Source organism: Vibrio genomosp. F6 (assembly GCF_005146325.1).
Taxonomy (GTDB): Bacteria; Pseudomonadota; Gammaproteobacteria; order Enterobacterales; family Vibrionaceae; genus Vibrio; species Vibrio cortegadensis.
Genome location: NZ_SYUT01000038.1, coordinates 1 through 17,080, shown reverse-complemented (window position 1 = coordinate 17,080; position 17,080 = coordinate 1). Strand labels below are relative to the sequence as shown.

General features: G+C 44.8%; 11 protein-coding genes and 1 pseudogene. 4 read left to right on the top strand and 8 right to left on the bottom strand.

Going from position 1 to position 17,080, the window contains the following annotated elements:
- Positions 1 to 100: 100 nt before the first annotated feature.
- From argH to argC, 4 genes and pseudogenes are all read right to left on the bottom strand, one after another.
- Positions 101 to 1,480: pseudogene (gene argH, locus FCV43_RS15095) on the bottom strand (argininosuccinate lyase); the annotation flags it as partial.
- Between the two features lie 155 nt (positions 1,481 to 1,635).
- Positions 1,636 to 2,850, bottom strand: coding sequence for an argininosuccinate synthase (locus FCV43_RS15090; protein ID WP_017052586.1), 1,215 nt, complete (start codon positions 2,848 to 2,850; stop codon positions 1,636 to 1,638).
- Positions 2,851 to 2,975: 125 nt separating this feature from the next.
- Positions 2,976 to 3,764, bottom strand: a complete 789-nt coding sequence (gene argB / locus FCV43_RS15085) for an acetylglutamate kinase (RefSeq protein WP_136995665.1) — start codon at positions 3,762 to 3,764, stop codon at positions 2,976 to 2,978.
- Between the two features lie 11 nt (positions 3,765 to 3,775).
- The gene (argC, locus tag FCV43_RS15080) at positions 3,776 to 4,777 is read right to left on the bottom strand and encodes an N-acetyl-gamma-glutamyl-phosphate reductase (RefSeq protein ID WP_136995664.1); all 1,002 of its coding nucleotides are present in this window, start codon (positions 4,775 to 4,777) and stop codon (positions 3,776 to 3,778) included.
- Positions 4,778 to 4,932: 155 nt separating this feature from the next.
- Here argC and argE point away from each other — a divergent pair, with 155 nt between their 5' ends.
- From argE to FCV43_RS15065, 3 genes are all read left to right on the top strand, one after another.
- A complete protein-coding gene (gene argE, locus FCV43_RS15075) occupies positions 4,933 to 6,069 on the top strand; it encodes an acetylornithine deacetylase (RefSeq protein WP_113797215.1) in 1,137 nt (378 codons plus the stop codon).
- A gap of 281 nt (positions 6,070 to 6,350) precedes the next feature.
- Positions 6,351 to 8,981: a phosphoenolpyruvate carboxylase gene (ppc, locus tag FCV43_RS15070; RefSeq protein ID WP_029203376.1), complete on the top strand. Its 2,631-nt coding sequence runs from the start codon at positions 6,351 to 6,353 to the stop codon at positions 8,979 to 8,981.
- 356 nt (positions 8,982 to 9,337) lie between these two features.
- A complete protein-coding gene (locus FCV43_RS15065; protein WP_017052591.1) occupies positions 9,338 to 9,877 on the top strand; it encodes a PadR family transcriptional regulator in 540 nt (179 codons plus the stop codon).
- Between the two features lie 198 nt (positions 9,878 to 10,075).
- Here FCV43_RS15065 and metF read toward each other — a convergent pair whose 3' ends face one another.
- The 3 genes from metF to FCV43_RS15050 form a co-directional block, all read right to left on the bottom strand.
- Positions 10,076 to 10,963 carry a methylenetetrahydrofolate reductase gene (metF, locus tag FCV43_RS15060; RefSeq protein ID WP_017052592.1) on the bottom strand — a complete coding sequence of 296 codons (888 nt, stop codon included), beginning with the start codon at positions 10,961 to 10,963 and terminating at the stop codon, positions 10,076 to 10,078.
- Positions 10,964 to 11,364: 401 nt separating this feature from the next.
- On the bottom strand, positions 11,365 to 13,776 hold the full coding sequence (locus FCV43_RS15055) for a bifunctional aspartate kinase/homoserine dehydrogenase II (protein WP_113797217.1): 2,412 nt from the start codon (positions 13,774 to 13,776) through the stop codon (positions 11,365 to 11,367).
- Entirely contained in the window at positions 13,777 to 14,961 is a 1,185-nt protein-coding gene (locus FCV43_RS15050) for an O-succinylhomoserine (thiol)-lyase (protein WP_113797219.1), read from the bottom strand.
- Positions 14,962 to 15,186: 225 nt separating this feature from the next.
- On the opposite strand from FCV43_RS15050, the gene metJ reads away from it, so the two are divergent.
- Positions 15,187 to 15,507, top strand: a complete 321-nt coding sequence (gene metJ / locus FCV43_RS15045; RefSeq protein WP_113797221.1) for a met regulon transcriptional regulator MetJ — start codon at positions 15,187 to 15,189, stop codon at positions 15,505 to 15,507.
- Positions 15,508 to 15,637: 130 nt separating this feature from the next.
- On the opposite strand, the gene FCV43_RS15040 is transcribed toward metJ, so the two are convergent.
- Positions 15,638 to 16,912, bottom strand: a complete 1,275-nt coding sequence (locus FCV43_RS15040) for a malic enzyme-like NAD(P)-binding protein (RefSeq protein WP_136995663.1) — start codon at positions 16,910 to 16,912, stop codon at positions 15,638 to 15,640.
- Positions 16,913 to 17,080: the final 168 nt, after the last annotated feature.

The following is a 17,080-nucleotide window of genomic DNA, read 5'->3' as shown; positions in this document are numbered from 1 at the left end:
ATTTGTTAGCATTTGCTAATTTTAAATAATAATCTATAAAATCAAACCTTTAACAATAGAAAAATCGTAAAAATAATCCTTACGAATTACCGTTAGGAAGATCTCTTTGATCGATCTTCTTCTGTGCTTGCTCAACCGCATAAGCCACTTGCTTCGGTGATACCCCACCTAATGCCGAACGTTTTTCTAAGCATGACTCTATGGTCAAAATCTCATACACATCCTGCTCAATCACAGCAGAAAACTCTTTCATTTCGGCAATTGATAACTCTTCTAGTGCACAGCCTTTTGCAATCGCAGCAACAACCGTCACACCAACGATATGATGCGCTTCGCGGAAAGGAATACCTTTTGCCACCAAGTAGTCCGCCAGCTCTGTTGAGTTCGCATAACCTTGCTGTGCCGCTTCCAACGTACGCTCACCATTTACTTGAATGCCATCAAAACAGAGAGCCGCCATTTCCATGCAGTCATGCCAAGTATCAAGCGCATCAAACAGCCCTTCCTTGTCTTCTTGCATGTCTTTGTTGTACGCCAATGGCAGTGCTTTTACTGTCATCATCATTGCCGCTAATGAGCCATATACTCGGCCTGTTTTACCACGGATCAACTCAAGCGCATCTGGGTTCTTTTTCTGTGGCATTAAAGATGAACCTGAAGTCACCGTATCGGCTAATTCAATAAAGCCTGATTCGCCTGAATTATAGAAAATCATATCTTCAGCCAGACGAGAAAGGTGCAGCATGGAGATAGAGGCAACTGACATAAGCTCCATCACATGATCGCGATCTGAAACTGAGTCGAGTGAGTTACGCGTTGCTCGGCGGAAACCTAAATCATGGGCAACTTGCTCACGATCCATTGGGTAAGCCGTCCCCGCAAGCGCACCTGAACCGAGTGGACACGTGTCCAAACGTTTCATCGCGTCACTCAGACGAGAATAATCACGGTCAAACATCTCAACATACGCAAGACACCAGTGAGCGAATGTCACAGGTTGTGCTCTTTGTAAGTGAGTATACCCCGGCAGAACGGTCGCTTGATGCTGCTGAGCAACATTCACTAGTTGAGCTTGTAGTCGATCCAGAGTGATTAGCAACTGCTGGCTTTGCTGACGACACCATAATTTCAAATCCGTCGCGACTTGGTCATTACGTGAACGGCCAGTATGAAGTTTTTTACCTAAATCACCGACCTTACCAATGAGCTTCTGTTCGACCCAACTATGAATATCTTCAGCATCAGAGTGTAAAATTTGTGCCGGATCTTCTAAAACTTCATGCTTGAGTTCATTTAAAGCGAACTCTAGAGACTGCTGCTCTTCTTTTGTCAGCACATCGACCGAAAGCAGTGCTTTAGACCAAGCGATAGAGCCAACAATATCTTCTTCCGCCAAACGATAATCAAAACGAAGTGAGTCATTAAAATCTTTGAATCTAGTATCTGCTGCTTGGGTAAATCTTCCGCCCCATAATGCCATTGCTCTTCTCCATTGAGTTTACGTCTTTATATTTTCTATCGCGGTTGAGGCTTAGTGTGTGATGAGAAGCCATAAAATTCATACCGCGTAGATACAAATAGAACCTAGAAGATAGCTTCTAGGTTCTAACGATTTAATCTAACCTAGGTATCGCGTTATTTTTTTGCCTGTTTTAGCGCACGGATACGGCTAGACAGTGAGTAAAGACGGATGAAGCCACCCGCATGGCTTTGGTCATACACTTCATCTTCACCAAAAGTCGCAAACTCTTCACAGTACAAGCTGTTTTCAGAACGCTTCTGAGTCACCGTTGCGTGACCTTTATAAAGCTTGATCACCACTTCACCGTTAACGTCTTTCGCTAGCTCTTCCGTTGCCGCTAAAATTGATTTACATAACGGAGTAAACCAACGTCCATCATATACAAGATGAGATGCTTTCACACCGAGCTCCTCACGGAATTCGAATGCACTTTTATCAAGCACCAGTTGCTCTACTGCACGCAACGCTTCCATCATAATGGTGCCACCCGGAGTTTCGTAGCAACCACGAGATTTCATTCCAACAAGACGGTTTTCTACAATATCAATACGACCAATACCGTGTTTCGCCCCTTTCTCGTTGAGATAAACCAGCGCGTTGTATGGCGTCATCGTCTCACCATCAACTGCTACAACTTCTCCGTTCTCAACTTTTAAAGTCACATACTCAGATTCGTTTGGCGCTTGTTCTGGATCAACGGTCCAAGCCCAGCAATCTTCATCCGGTGCATTCCACGTATTTTCAAGCACGCCACCTTCTGTCGAGATATGCCACGCGTTAGCATCACGAGAATAAATTTTTGTCAGCGAAGCTGTACAAGGGATATTACGCTCAGCAAGGTAATCAAGACACTCTTCACGGCTCACAAGATCCCACTCACGCCAAGGGGCAATAACATGAAGCTCGGGAGCAAGCGCCGCAAATGCGCCTTCAAAACGAACTTGGTCATTACCTTTACCAGTACAACCATGACACAACGCATCAGCACCCACTTTACGAGCTAACTCAACTTGTGCTTTCGCAATAATTGGACGCGCCATTGACGTACCAAGTAGGTATTTACCTTCGTAGTAAGCGCCTGTTTTTAGCGTTGGGAAAATGTAATCGGCGACCATCTCTTCTTTTAGATCGGCAACATAACAAGCACTTGCGCCTGATGCGATGGCTTTCTCTTCAATGCCTTGTAACTCTTCATCGCCTTGACCCACATCTGCCACGAATGCAACCACTTCACAGTCATAGTTCTCTTTCAACCATGGAATGATCACAGATGTGTCTAGACCGCCTGAATACGCTACTACTACTTTATTTACGTTAACTTTGCTCATGTTCTTACTCCTATTGCCCGGGCTGCACTTTGGCGGTCAGTTCCTCGGGGTATATCCATATTTATTATAAAATCTATAATTCTTTGATTGGGTGGTTAGTTTGTCATTAACAATTAAAAACTAACTCATCGGGGTAAAAATTGAGTTCCGATGTTTTCACCTGCAAATAGTTGGGCTAGTTTGTCTGGGTAGCGCCATGTTGCAACTTCAACTGGTCGTCCCAAATCACTGGCTGCTTGTAGCGCCGCCTCAACTTTTACAATCATTCCGTCCGTGACTACTTTGCCAGTAATCAGTGCGTCAGCTTGTTGATGATTCAAGCTCGAAATGAGATGGCCTTTACCATCTAACACACCACTGACATCAGAAAGAAACACAAGCTCTGCATCCAATGCGCCTGCAACGGCAACGGCGGCTTGGTCAGCATTCACATTCATCATCTGCCCTTCAGACGTAAGCCCAATAGAACTGATGATCGGTAATGCGCCCGTAGAAAGCACCGCTTGTAATACATTGGCATTACCCGGTTTTGCCTTACCTACTGCACCCAATTCAGGGCTAAGCTCTTCCACCACACATAGACCGCCATCGGCTAAGCTTAACCCTACTGCATTAATTCCATCTTTTACCGCCTGACCTTGAAGCAGCTTATTTGCTGTTCCGGCTAGCGCACCTACCACCATAGGGATCTGATCGTAAGGTGTTACACGTAAACCTTGGACTTTCATCGTCTCAAGCTTGAGCTTCGACATTAAGTCATCTACCAAATAGCCACCGCCATGAACGATGACGATAGGTCGCTGAGCTCGTCGCTGGTACGCGGAAATCGCACCAAATAATTTGCTAAGTGTCTCTGTGCATGAAAGGGCTGCACCACCTAACTTAATTACTAATGACTGCTCGTTTTGACTCATATCGTGCTTCCTTAAACAAGTGCTGTTAATGGTTTAAAACCATAGTGAATATTTAAACATTGCATCGCCTGGCTAGAGGCTCCCTTTAGCAAATTATCTATCGCTGATACCGCAATAATATGTTGCCCTTGCACCTTCCAACCTATATCACAGAAAGGTGTATTTTCTACATCTTGAATTCTCGGTATGTTATCTAACAAGCGAACCGCAGGTTTATCCTTATATGCTTGTTCAAATGTTTGCTGAACATCCGCGTCAGTCACATCCTGTGCTAACTTCATGGTGATCGTCGCTAAGATCCCACGTTTAAAATTGCCAAGGTGCGGAGTAAAAATCACATCACAACCCAAATGATTGGCAATTTCAGGTTGATGACGGTGATTAAATATCCCGTAAGGCTGTAGACTCACTTCGCAAAAGCTATTGGTCATACTTGCTTTACGCCCTGCACCTGTCACACCGCTGGTTGCATTAATCACAGGCCACTGAGCCGTATCAATTAAACCAGCATCAACCAATGGCTTAATTGCGAGTTGTGAAGCGGTCGGATAACAACCCGCTACTGCAATCAACTGAGACTGTTTGATTTCCGCTTCATTCCACTCGGCTAGCCCGTAAGCTGCACTGTCTAACCACTGTGGGTACTGATGCTCAAAACCATAAAAATCCTGATAAAAACGTTCGCCTTTCACCCTAAACGCGCCAGATAAATCAAAAACTTGGCAACCTTGTTCTAAAAATATAGGTGCTAAATCGTGACTCACTTCATGAGCCGTCGCGAGAAAAACCACATCGGACTCCGCCGCTACCGCTTGTGGATCAAGCAGAGGCTGAACGGGCATATCAATCAAACCCAAAAGCTTGCCATGTAAAGCGGCTATTGGCTTTCTTGCATCAACGCTATTGGCTGAAACATATAAACCTGCTAGCGTAAGCTTTGGGTGTTTATTAACCATCAAAGCAAGCTCTGCTCCGGTATATCCGCTTGCTCCGATAATTGTGGTTTTCAACATCTCAACACATCCAATTTTTAAGGTAATCAACGATCTTAAAACTGATTATTAATACAAAAAATTCAGCTTTTATTGATTTTTTATTCAGTAATAATGCTTTAATATGTGTTTTACCGTCTTATATAATTTCTGTCAACAGTAGAAGTGAAGATAATATGCAATTACCCAGTTTTATAGAGGTCTACAGAGGCCTAATTTCGACATCCTCGATCAGTTCAACCGATTCAAGCTGGGACGAAGGAAATGCAAAAGTCATTGAAAAATTGGCGACTTGGCTAAAAGATATTGGATTTGAAGTCGAAGTCATCGAAGTAGAGCCCGGCAAGCACAACCTCATTGCAAAAAAAGGCGCAGGGGAAGGTGGATTACTACTGGCAGGACACAGCGATACGGTTCCCTTTGATGAAGGGCAATGGAGCTTTAACCCTCACGAACTCACCGAATCGAATAATCGCTTTTACGGTTTAGGTACCGCTGACATGAAAGGCTTCTTCGCTTTTATTATTGAAGCGGTCAAGAAGGTAGATTGGAGCAAACAGACAAAGCCTCTTTATGTGCTTGCGACCTGCGATGAAGAGACCACCATGCTTGGCGCACGCCACTTTACTGAAAGCGCACCTTTCAAACCGGATTACTGCATCATTGGCGAACCTACAAGCTTAGTGCCTATCCGAGGTCATAAAGGTCATGTCGCCAATGCCATTCGAATCACAGGGCGCTCAGGGCACTCTTCCGATCCCGCGTTAGGGGTCAATGCTATCGAGATCATGCATGAAGTGATGTTTGCCTTAATGCAACTGCGTGACAAATTGGTCAAAGAGTATCATCACCCCGGATTTGCCATTCCAAGCCCAACACTCAATTTAGGTCATATCCATGGAGGAGACAGCGCCAACCGAATTTGTGGCTGTTGTGAACTTCATTATGATGTGCGCCCTCTGCCTGGGATCAGTTTAGATGGATTAGATAACTTACTGCGAGATGCGCTTAAAGAGGTTGAAGCGAAATGGTCAGGCCGAATTGATATCACGCCTTTGCATGAGCCCATTCCCGGTTATGAATGCCAACATGATCACCCATTTATCGCTGGCGTTGAGTCGATCTGTGACACCCCCTCAGCTACGGTAAACTACTGCACGGAAGCGCCTTTTCTTCAGCAGTTGTGCCCAACCTTGGTGTTAGGCCCCGGTTCTATTGATCAAGCACACCAACCTGACGAATTTCTTAGTTTAGATTTTATTGATCCCACAATTAATATTTTGTCTAAGGCAATGCATAAATATTGTTTCTAAACCTTTCCATATTTCTCTTAATGAAATTATTTGCCTCTATATAATTTCGATTTTTAAGCCAAAGTGAGTGTATTCATCTCACTTTGAGCTTGCTAACTCCCGATTATGTAATAAATTTTCATCTCAGTAGTGAAAATGAATAGAATTCCCAGCCCATTTCATCGTTGCAGTTAATAATTGCAAACTTAGTCTGCTTTATTTGACTACATACAGCACTTTTCGCTAGATTGTGTACTTAACAAGGAACAATGGATGTAATTAATTTACGAGGCAGGATGACAATGAACGAAAAATACGCCGCGCTCAAAAGCAACGTGAGCATGTTGGGCCGCTTGTTAGGTAACACTATTCAAGAAGCTCATGGTGACATTATTCTAGAGAAAGTAGAGACTATCCGTAAGCTTTCTAAATCCGCTCGAGCAGGGAATCAAGCCGATCGCGACGCTCTTATTGAAGAGATCAAGAATCTGCCAAATGAGCAACTGACTCCAGTAGCGCGCGCTTTTAACCAATTTCTCAATCTGACCAATATGGCAGAGCAATACCATACAATTTCACGCCACTGCGAAGAACATGTATGTGAACCCGACGCCATTAACTCGCTATTCTCAAAATTAACTCAAAATAAAATTAGCAAGTTAGATGCAGCGCAAGCGGTTCGAGATTTAAATATTGAGCTCGTACTCACCGCACACCCGACAGAAATCACTCGTCGAACCATGATCAATAAACTGGTCAAAACCAATGAGTGTTTATCAAAACTAGAACTGAGTGATCTCTCTTCTAAAGAGCGTCATAAAACAGAACGTCGCTTAGAGCAATTAATCGCTCAAGGTTGGCACTCTGATGTCATTCGTAAGCAGCGACCTACACCATTAGATGAAGCTAAATGGGGCTTTGCTGTGGTTGAAAATTCACTGTGGGAAGCGGTACCGGAATTCCTACGTGAACTCGATGAACGTGTAACGGGTTATCTTGGCGAAGGTCTACCGATTGATGCTCGCCCTGTGCATTTCTCATCATGGATGGGTGGCGATCGCGATGGTAACCCATTTGTGACTCACTCAATCACGCGTGAAGTTCTACTTCTATCTCGCTGGAAAGCCGCCGATCTTTATCTTGGCGATATTCAAGAGCTGATCAGCGAACTATCAATGACCAAGTGCAATGATACCGTTCGTCAATTAGCTAATGATGAGCACGAACCTTACCGTGCCATTTTGAAACGCATCCGCACACTACTGCAAGACACTATCGAAGTGCTTGAAGCGAAAATTAACGGTAAAGAAGTGCCAAACAAAGCGATTCTTGAGCACGTTGATGAGCTATGGGAACCGCTGTTTGCGTGTTACCAATCTCTGCAAGAGTGTGGCATGAATGTGATTGCGGGAGGTTCACTACTCGATACCTTACGTCGCATCAAAGCCTTTGGGGTTCACCTCGTTCGCCTAGACATTCGTCAAGAGAGCACGCGCCACTCAGATGTACTGTCTGAACTGACTCGCTACCTCGGCATTGGTGATTACGCGCACTGGAGCGAACAGGACAAGATCTCATTCCTCGTGAATGAGCTAAGTTCAAAACGCCCATTACTACCACGAGATTGGCAACCATCAGAGCAGGTAAAAGAGGTTCTGGATACTTGCCAAATCGTTGCGTCTCAATCACGAGAAGCGTTTGGTGCTTATGTGATCTCGATGGCTCGTACCGCTTCAGATGTATTAGCCGTGCATTTACTTCTTCAAGAGAGTGGCTGTGAATTCCGCATGGATGTTTGCCCACTATTTGAAACCCTTGACGATTTGAATAACTCTGAAGAGGTCATGAAGCAACTTTACTCTATCGATTGGTATCGCGGTTTCATCCAAAACCACCAAATGGTGATGATTGGTTATTCTGATTCAGCTAAAGATGCTGGTGTCATGTCTGCAGGTTGGGCGCAATACCGTGCGATGGAATCGTTAGTGAAAATCAGTGAAGATGCGGATATCGAGCTGACCTTATTCCATGGCCGTGGTGGTACGGTTGGTCGTGGCGGCGCTCCTGCGCATGCTGCACTATTGTCTCAGCCACCAAAAAGCTTGAAAGGCGGTTTACGTGTAACAGAGCAAGGTGAAATGATCCGCTTCAAACTTGGTTTGCCTGATGTTGCTGTCAACAGTTTCAATATCTATGCGAGTGCGATTTTAGAAGCGAATCTTCTGCCACCACCAGAGCCAAAACAAGAATGGTACGATCTGATGGATGTATTGTCAGAAGTGTCATGCGAGGCTTATCGTCATATCGTTCGTGGTGAACCTGATTTTGTTCCTTACTTCCGCTCTGCAACACCAGAGTTAGAGTTAGGTAAATTACCGCTAGGTTCACGCCCTGCAAAACGTAACCCGAAAGGCGGCGTTGAAAGCCTACGTGCCATCCCATGGATTTTCTCATGGAGCCAAAACCGCTTAGTATTACCAGCTTGGTTAGGCGCAGGTGAAGCAATCCAATACTCTATCGATAAAGGCCATCAAGCGCTTTTAGAAGATATGTGCCGCGAATGGCCATTCTTCTCGACTCGTCTTGGTATGCTGGAAATGGTTTACTCGAAATGTAACATCGAAATTTCTCGTTACTATGACCAACGTTTAGTGGATGAATCACTTATTCCACTGGGTGATCGTCTACGTGAGCAACTGCAGAAAGATATCAAAGCGGTACTGAACGTAGAGAACAACGAGAACTTGATGCAAAGCGACCCGTGGGGATTAGAATCCATTCGTTTACGTAACATCTACGTTGAGCCATTGAACATGCTTCAAGCCGAGTTGCTGTACCGTACTCGTCAGTCAGAAACACCACAGCCTGAACTCGAAGAGGCATTAATGGTGACAATTGCGGGTATTGCAGCCGGAATGCGAAACACTGGATAGCAGTTAAAACCTCTACAAACGAGACAAAAAGGTCGCCACGTGCGGCCTTTTATTCTTTTAAATTCCACTATTGAGTATTTTGTCAGTTTTTTGGGTTATTTTGTCCGACTATTCTACTTTATGCTTATTATTTAGATATACTACCTCTCCGCTGCGAAAGCACTCTAATCAAAATATTTCCGCAGCTTATTGGTATGTACTCATACCAACCTAGGTGATAAACGGCTTTTCAAGGTGACAGTACCAACTATTTATAAGGTTGGAGTCGCTTAAACATAATTACAAATACGTGCCATTAGAAGCACTCTTGAAGTTTAAGCGAATTTGTTAGTTTATTGACCATTTGGATTGAAGACATGTCATTACCACACGTAATCTTAACCGTTTTAAGTACTCGCGACGCAACCGGTTACGATATCACCAAAGAATTTTCTGCAAGCATCGGTTACTTTTGGAAAGCAAGCCACCAACAAGTTTACCGTGAACTAAACAAAATGGCTCAGAACGAGCTAGTTACATGTGTTTTAGAACCGCAGGAAGGTAAACCCGACCGTAAAGTTTACTCAATCACAGATGCTGGTCGTGGTGCACTTGGTGCATGGTTTGATCAACCTACCGCTCATCCAACCGTTCGTGATGAGTTCTCTGCTAAGCTGATGGCATGCGCTGTACAACCTTCAACAGCGTATCATGCACAACTAACAGAGTTGGTTGAAGAATCTCGTAAACTTGTAGCGCATTACAAAGAGATCGAAGCGGCTTACTACGCAACACCAGCGTCTCTAGATAAGCAAGCTCGTTTAGAGCGTCTAACACTTCGCCGTAACCTTGTTATTCGCGAAGCATGGGTATCATGGGCTGATGAAGTAATAGCTGAATTAGGCGCAATGGCGTAAGTTCAAATCAGTTCATTGAAGTAAATACCAAAAAGGGTTAATGCATTTGCACTAACCCTTTTCTATTTCTGTTCCCTTCAGCTTTAGTCTCTATTCCTATCTCTATCCGCTAAAACAGTACCTATAAGCTATAATTGGATGCAGACCTAAGTTGGATGTAAACCTAAGCTAAACGTAAACTTTAGCTTGGACGTGAACTTAAGCAGGACGCACGCCAAGTGTATGGCAAAGCGCATAGGTCATTTCAGCTCGATTCAGAGTATAAAAGTGAAAATCTTTCACCCCTTCTCGGCTTAGTGTTCTCACCATATCAATCGCTTGACTGGCACCAACGAGTTGTCGTGTCGTAGGATCATCGTCTAAACCGTTAAACTGCTGTGCCATCCAGCCTGGTACTTTTACGTTATTCATCGCAGCAAAGCGTGATGCTTGCTTAAAGTTGGAAACAGGTAGAATGCCCGGCACAATTTCAGCATCAATGCCTGCCGCCACGCAGCGGTCACGAAAACGTAAGTAACTCTCTACATCAAAGAAGAATTGAGTAATGGCACGATCGGCACCAGCATCCACTTTACGCTTTAAGTTAATCAAATCCGCTTGAGCACTTTTCGCCTCTGGGTGAACTTCAGGAAAAGCCGCAACTGAGATATCAAAATCATGCTGAGATTTAAGCAGTTTCACTAAGTCTGATGCGTACATGTCAGGCGCACCGCCACCCGCAGGAATATCACCACGCAGTGCCACAATGTTTTTAATGCCATTGTTCCAGTAATCGTCTGCAATATTGATTAACTCTTCACGACTTGCATCAATACAGGTCAAGTGAGGGGCTGCGACCAATCCTGTTTGATCTTTGATCTCTTTGATAATCGAGTGAGTACGATCTCGCTCGCCAGAATTGGCACCATAAGTAACTGAGACAAATTTAGGTTGAAGAGTCTTTAATCGATGGACAGAGTTCCATAAGGTTTCTTCCATTTTTTCACTGCTTGGTGGAAAAAACTCAAATGACACATTGATGTTGTCAGAAAGTTCGGCAATATTCTGATTTAAGGCGTCGATATGGCCTGCGTGTGTATATCCCATCTTAACTCTCCCTGTGGCCATCTTTGCCACGCAATAATCTAAATCCTTAAATGACGTTTAGACGTCTATATGTCCACAGAATGGAATGAATACGATTTAATGTCAACAGGATGATTATGAATTTTTCTCATGTTCAAAGTGAAGATAGTTCATTATTAATGGAAAACACAAAGCTCACCCGCAAAGAACATAAGATCCTCACCTCTGTAAAAAACACAAAGCCCTCTGCCAGAAAACACAAAGGCCCTAATACAAAACCCAATAGCTCCCGTAGAAACAACAAAGGAGCGAATGATTTCGCTCCTTTGGTTAGGGCCTGTTGATCCAGTATCGACAGATGATGTTAGAAGGCGATAAGAAGAGCCCCCTCGACTTACTACTTAAACAACGTCGATCAACACTTAAAACAGCGCAGACATCCTATTGAGGTCTGATTGAATAGCACCAGCGGTCACTTCTCTTCCCGCACCTGGGCCTCGAATGACCAGAGGGTTATCTTTGTACCACTTACTCTCAATCGCAAAGATATTGTCACAAGGGAGTAAGTTCGCTAGCGCATGCTCTTTCGCAAGCGCCTCGACGCTCACACTCGCATTCCCATTCTTTTCCAAACGAGCGACATAACGCAGCACTTTATGCTCTTTCTGAGCTTTTTCTAAACGCTCGGCTAACTCTTCACTCAAGACAGAAGCGTGGTCAAAGAAATCATCTAATGACAGATCTTGTAATTCTGCCGGAACCAGAGATTCAACCTTCACATTTTCGGGCTCAATCTCTAACCCTGATTCTCGCGCTAAAATAACTAACTTACGCATCACATCTGAACCATCTAAATCCGATCGAGGATCGGGTTCCGTCAGCCCTTGTTGCCATGCGAGATCAACCAACTCACTAAAGGGAACACTGCCGTCGAATTGCTGGAATAACCATGAAAGCGTACCCGAAAAAATACCCGACACCGCAATGATCTCATCGCCACTCTCACGCAAATCTCGAACAGTATGATTAATTGGAAGCCCCGCTCCTACTGTCGCGTTATACAACCAATGGCGACCAATCTTTGCAAAGGCATCTTGAACTTGATGGTAGTACTCACCAGAAGCAGAGCCGGCCACTTTATTGGCTGAAATTAAATGAATACCTTGATGCGCGATATTCAAGTACTGCTCGGCCAACTCTTGGCTCGCGGTAACATCTAACACCACAGCTTCATCATAATTTTGAATCGCACCTAAACGCTCTAACCATTCGTGACTGTTATTTGCAATGGATTCGTCATTAAAGCGGGCATCAATTGTGGTCGGCTCTATCCCTTTATCATCAAACCAATACGTTTGGCTTCCCACGACACCCACCAAATCAAAGCTCATGCCTCGGCGTTTTTCTAGCTCACTTTTCTGCTCGGTAAACAGAGATAACCAACTCGAACCAATATTGCCTTTACCACACAATACCAATGCTACTCGTTTCTGAGCTTGGAAAAGTTGAGTGTGAATGCCTTTTACTAAAGGTGGTGTTTCACTGCGGCGTAGAACCGCCACTAAACTTAATCCAGATAGCGACTCCGACACAAATTCGACTGGGGAGTGTTTCAACTGCTGATAGAAACCGTAGCAATGATTTGGATTTTTAGTGACGCCAGCACCAACGGCCGCGATCAGCGAGTAACCCTCTTTCAATTTGATTTCGGCTTCCACCGCACAATCTTGCAAATGGCTAAGAGCGCCACCAGCAATCTCTGCTGTGTACGCTAAACGCAAACAGTGCTGATCCGATTGGACTTCATAGGCCAAAGGTTCAAGTTGCGCCCGAGTTAGGCTCTGCAATACATCCGTTTCAATTCGCTTAAAATCATGACCTTGGGTGAAAGTCAGTTGGATCAGCAATACCTCATCTAACGAGGTAATGATCTTAGCGCCGCGCCCTGAAGCTAACACTCGCTCAATTCGAGTCGATCCCGATTCGGGTTGATGGCTACAGCGTAAACTTAAATCCATCGCACTTTGCGCGACAGGTTGTAAAGTGCGGCTATGCAATACTGGTGCAGCAAGACGAGCCAGCTCGCTCGCCTCATCTAAGCGCAGCAGAGGCAGAAGACAGGCATCCGAGACAAGCCTTGGGTCAGCGCTGTATACGCCAGCCACATCGCTCCAAATCGTCACACAGCTCACTTCCGCTAATGCACCAATCACAGTTGCCGAGTAATCCGAACCATTTCGACCAAGCAAGACCGTTTCATGAGCGGAATCTTGCGCCATGAATCCAGTGATCACGATTCGATGATGTGTATGTTGGGCAAGAATTTCTTTCAACAACGGATAAGAGCGCGCGCGATCAACTTCTGGCTGCGTACCCGCTTCTGCCCGTAAAAACTCACGAGCATCTTGAGCTACAGCCGCAAGATCGTGCTGACACAATAGTTCAGCTAACAATCGAGCCGACCATACTTCACCATGGCCTAACACATTCGCTTTGTCGGTTGCCGAAAGCGGAGTGGTTAACTCCCCTAGCGCACTAAATTCAGCATTCAACGTTGCAAGCAAAGTCGTTTGTGATTCTCCACTCAGCAAGGTTTCAATCAATTCAGTCTGAAATTGACGCAATGACTGTAAAGCCTCATGCGCCAAACGCCCATCTTTATCCAGCGCTTCTAAAAATTCGATCAGACGGTTGGTGGTTTTCCCTGCCGCTGACACCACCACTAAATCATCCGCTCCCGAATACTCTTTAAGAATATTCACCACGCGCTGATAACACTCAGGATCAGCTAAGCTACTGCCACCAAATTTATGCAGTTGACGAATAACACTCATTTAAACGTTCTCTCCATCGGCTGTGAAACGTTCTGCTTTCGCAAAAGCTTGTGATAAATCCTCGATCAAATCGTCGGCATCTTCGAGTCCAACCGATAAACGTAATAAATTCTGTGAAATACCCGCTTCAGCTAATGCTTCTTCTCCCATCGCACGGTGAGTCATCGACGCAGGGTGGCAAATCAAGCTTTCAACACCACCTAACGATTCCGCTAAAGAGAATAATTCGAGTTGATCGACAAAATATTTAAGCTGTTCAAAACTGCCTGCAAACTCAAAGCTCAGCATAGACCCAAATCCTGATTGCTGCTTTTTAGCAATATCGTGACCAGGGTGCTCAGGCAAACTTGGGTGATAAATCACGCTAACCAAAGATTGATTCTGTAACTCGCTAAGGATGGCAATTGAGCTCTCTTCGTGTACACGCATTCTTGCACCCAGAGTTCGTATGCCACGCAATGTCATATAACTATCAAATGGTGTTCCCGTCGCGCCAATACAGTTCCCCCACCACGCCAACTCTTCTGCATGCTCTTCTGTTTTGGTCACCACAACACCACCAATCACATCCGAGTGACCGTTAATAAACTTAGTGGTCGAGTGAATAACAAAATCCGCACCGAGTTCTAATGGCTTTTGGTACACCGGTGTCAAAAAGGTATTATCGACCGCAACTAGCGCCCCGACTTGTTTGGCTTTAATGCATGTCTCTTCGATATCAATAACACGAACGAGCGGATTTGATGGCGTTTCAAGCAGTACTAATTTCGGCTTCAGAGCAATGGCCGCATCCAACGCCTCGCGGTCTGATTGATCAACAAAAAGAACCTTAAAGTCCCCTTTCTGTGCTCGCGTATTAAACAGGCGATAAGTACCGCCATAGCAATCGTGCGGTGCGACAATCAGATCATTTGGCCCTAAGAAAGTGGATACCCATAGGTTGAGCGCCGAAGTGCCGCAATTTGTCACCACCGCCCCCTTGCCCGACTCCAACTCAAACAGTGCCGTTTCTAATAATCCTCGGTTTGGATTACCTGAGCGGGTGTAGTCATATTTAGGCACTTCGCCGAAGGCCGGGAAGCTATAATTGGTCGAAAGATAAATCGGTGGGACAACGGCATTATGCTGAGAATCTGACTCAATACCTGTACGTACGGCGATAGTAGCGGGCTTCCGGCTGCTCATATGTGTTTCCTTTCTAAGTCGAATTCGATGCTCACAACATCTTGATTGACATCAAGACACTGTGTTAGAGAGTTGTTATTCTCGTTACTTTATGTCACTTTACGTTTATAAGCGTAAGCCGTCAACACATCTAGACGTCTATATGTCTTTGCTTATGGCGGTAAATCCCGCTAAAATCCCCTCCTATTATTTTTAAACAACTAACAATAACAATGAAGGTGCGCAATGGCAGACTGGAATGGTGAATACATTAGTCCATACGCAGAGCATGGAAAAAAGAGCGAACAGGTTAAAAAAATTACCGTTTCGATCCCGTTAAAAGTACTAAAGATACTCACTGATGAGCGTACTCGCCGTCAGATTAACAACCTACGCCACGCGACAAACAGTGAACTTCTTTGTGAAGCCTTCTTGCACGCTTATACAGGGCAACCTCTTCCTACCGATGAAGATCTACGTAAAGATCGCCCGGATGAGATCCCAACAGAAGCAAAAGATTTAATGACTGCAATGGGCATCGAATTCGAAACATTCGACGAAGAGTAACCGCTTACTGCTGATGTCATTGGTTCGTTTGGGCGTTGTCCCAACTTAGCCTCATTAAAAAAGCCGCTAAACATAATGTTTGACGGCTTTTTAGTCTCTCGCTAGCATGCAGATTTACTGCATTGCGTTCTTATTGCATATAGTTTTCTGGCATCTCAATACGAGCTACACCAGATTCAACCGCCGCCACAGCCACAGCTTTTGCTACGCGTGGTAACAAACGTGGGTCCATCGGTTTAGGAATAATGTAATCGACGCCAAACTCAAGTGCATCCACACCCGCCGCTTTCAATACTTCAGCAGGAACAGGCTCTTTAGCAAGTTGACGAATCGCTTCTACCGCCGCCAGTTTCATCTCATCATTAATCACGCTTGCACGTACATCTAACGCACCACGGAAAATGAATGGGAAACATAGAACATTGTTCACTTGGTTTGGATAGTCAGAACGGCCAGTACCCATAATCAGGTCATTACGCACTTCATGAGCTAATGCAGGTTTGATCTCTGGATCTGGATTCGAACATGCAAACACAACAGGCTTGTCGGCCATTAATTTCAGCGCTTCAGCCGGAAGAAGGTTTGGACCTGATACGCCTAAGAATAGGTCAGCACCATCAATCACATCTTCCAACGTGCGTTTGTCAGTATTGTTCGCAAAACGCTGTTTGTACTCGTTGATGTCATCACGGCGAGTGTGGATCACGCCTTTACGGTCAAGCATGTAGATTTTTTCACGCATCGCGCCACACTTAATCAGTAGCTCCATACAAGCGACAGCTGCTGCACCCGCACCAAGACAAACGATCGTACACTCTTCTAATTTCTTACCTTGAAGTTCGATCGCATTCAGCATGCCCGCTGCCGTTACAATCGCGGTACCGTGTTGGTCATCATGGAATACAGGCACATCACAACGTTCAATCAAACGACGCTCAATTTCAAAACAGTCTGGTGCTTTGATATCTTCTAAGTTAATACCACCGAATGTGTCTGCAATGTTCGCAACTGTGTCGACAAATTCGTCGATAGTGCGATGTTTTACTTCGATATCGATAGAATCAAGGCCTGCAAAACGTTTAAACAATAACGCTTTACCTTCCATCACAGGTTTTGATGCGATTGGACCAAGGTTACCTAAACCAAGGATCGCGGTGCCGTTTGAGATCACCGCAACCATGTTACCTTTCGCCGTGTACTTATAAACGTTCTCTACGTTTTGGGCGATTTCACGTACAGGTTCTGCAACACCTGGGCTGTAGGCCAGTGCCAGATCTTCAGCTGAGTCTGCTGGCGTGGTTAACTCTAAAGCAATTTTCCCCGGTTTTGGGAAGGCATGGTAATCAAGTGCTTGTTGGCGAAATAGTGCTTCTGAAGAGAGCTCTTGGTGATTGTCGTCTGACATAGGTGCAGTATCCCCGAAAAGGTAATGTGATGATGGAGTCGAATGCTAATATTAATTGATGTAAGTCAATCTTCATAGATAGGATTGCGATCTGATTCATTAAAAAACCAGATTCATCTACTCATTCGACCAGTCATTAGAAGATGTCAGTGACTTCTCACCGCCCTG